At 77.4% G+C, this 991-nt stretch carries 1 protein-coding gene and 1 pseudogene; one reads left to right on the forward strand and one right to left on the reverse strand.

Going from position 1 to position 991, the window contains the following annotated elements; genetic code table 11:
- Positions 1-226, forward strand: a pseudogene (locus HLB09_RS17600) (hypothetical protein); the annotation flags it as partial.
- An 84-nt stretch (positions 227-310) separates the two neighbouring features.
- On the opposite strand, the gene HLB09_RS17605 reads toward HLB09_RS17600, so the two are convergent.
- A complete protein-coding gene (locus tag HLB09_RS17605) occupies positions 311-865 on the reverse strand; it encodes a type 1 glutamine amidotransferase domain-containing protein (protein ID WP_171204560.1) in 555 nt (184 codons plus the stop codon).
- Positions 866-991: the final 126 nt, after the last annotated feature.

A 991-nucleotide genomic window follows, 5' to 3' on the forward strand; every position in this document is an offset into this window, starting at 1 on the left:
GGTGCTGCGCGGCGTGAGCACCCGCGGCAGCGCCGGCGGTGGCCGCCGCGAGTGGTACGGCGCCCGCGACGTCCGCGCGCTCGTCGACGCGACGACCTCCTGGGACGGCCGCGACCTCGGCCCGCTCGCGCCCGTCGTGCCCCCCGTGCGCTTCGGGTTCGGCTCCACCCCGCCCGCGCCGTCCCTCGTGCGCGTCGTCTCGACCGTCGAGGCGCCCGACGCCTGAGGGGGCGGCGACGGGGGCGGCCGCGGACGACGACGGCGCGCCACCCCTCGGGGCTGGCGCGCCGTCGTCGGTCCGGGTCGTGCGTCAGTGCCGGCGGGCCCCCGCGAAGACGTCGACGAGCGTCGAGCAGAAGACGTCGAGGTCCCCGGGGTCGCGGCTCGTCACGAGACCGCTGTCGACGACGACCTCCTCGTCGACCCGGTGGCCACCCGCGTTGCGGATGTCCGTGGTGAGGCTCGGGTAGGACGTCAGCGTGCGGCCGCGGACGACGTCGGCCTCGACGAGCGTCCAGGGCCCGTGGCAGATGGCGCCGACGGGCTTGCCCGACGCGACGAAGTCGCGCACGAAGGAGACGGCGCCGTCGTCGACGCGGAGCTTGTCGGGGTTGACCGTGCCGCCGGGCAGCACGAGCGCGTCGTAGTCGGCCCCGTCGACCGAGCCGACGGCCCGGTCGGGGGTGAAGGTGTCGGCGGGCTCGATGTCGCCGTTCATCGCCTGGATCGGGTCGGTGCCGGGGGAGAGGAGGTGGACGCTCGCGCCCTCCGCCTCCAGGGCCTTCCGCGGCTCCACGTACTCCACCTGCTCGACGCCGTCGGCCGCGAGGAACGCGACGGTGAGACCGTCCAGCCTGCCTGCCATGGGGACCTCCTCGGATCGGGTGCGCCGCGCGCGGCGCGGGGCCCGCGGGCGCTCCCGCCGGACGGCGGGGTGCGGGGCCCCTCGTCCCGCCACGCTAGGCACCGCCCCGGCGGCCCGCGCGGTGAG

Origin of the sequence: Pseudokineococcus marinus (assembly GCF_013004605.1) — a bacterium.
Classification (GTDB): domain Bacteria; phylum Actinomycetota; class Actinomycetes; order Actinomycetales; family Quadrisphaeraceae; genus Pseudokineococcus; species Pseudokineococcus marinus.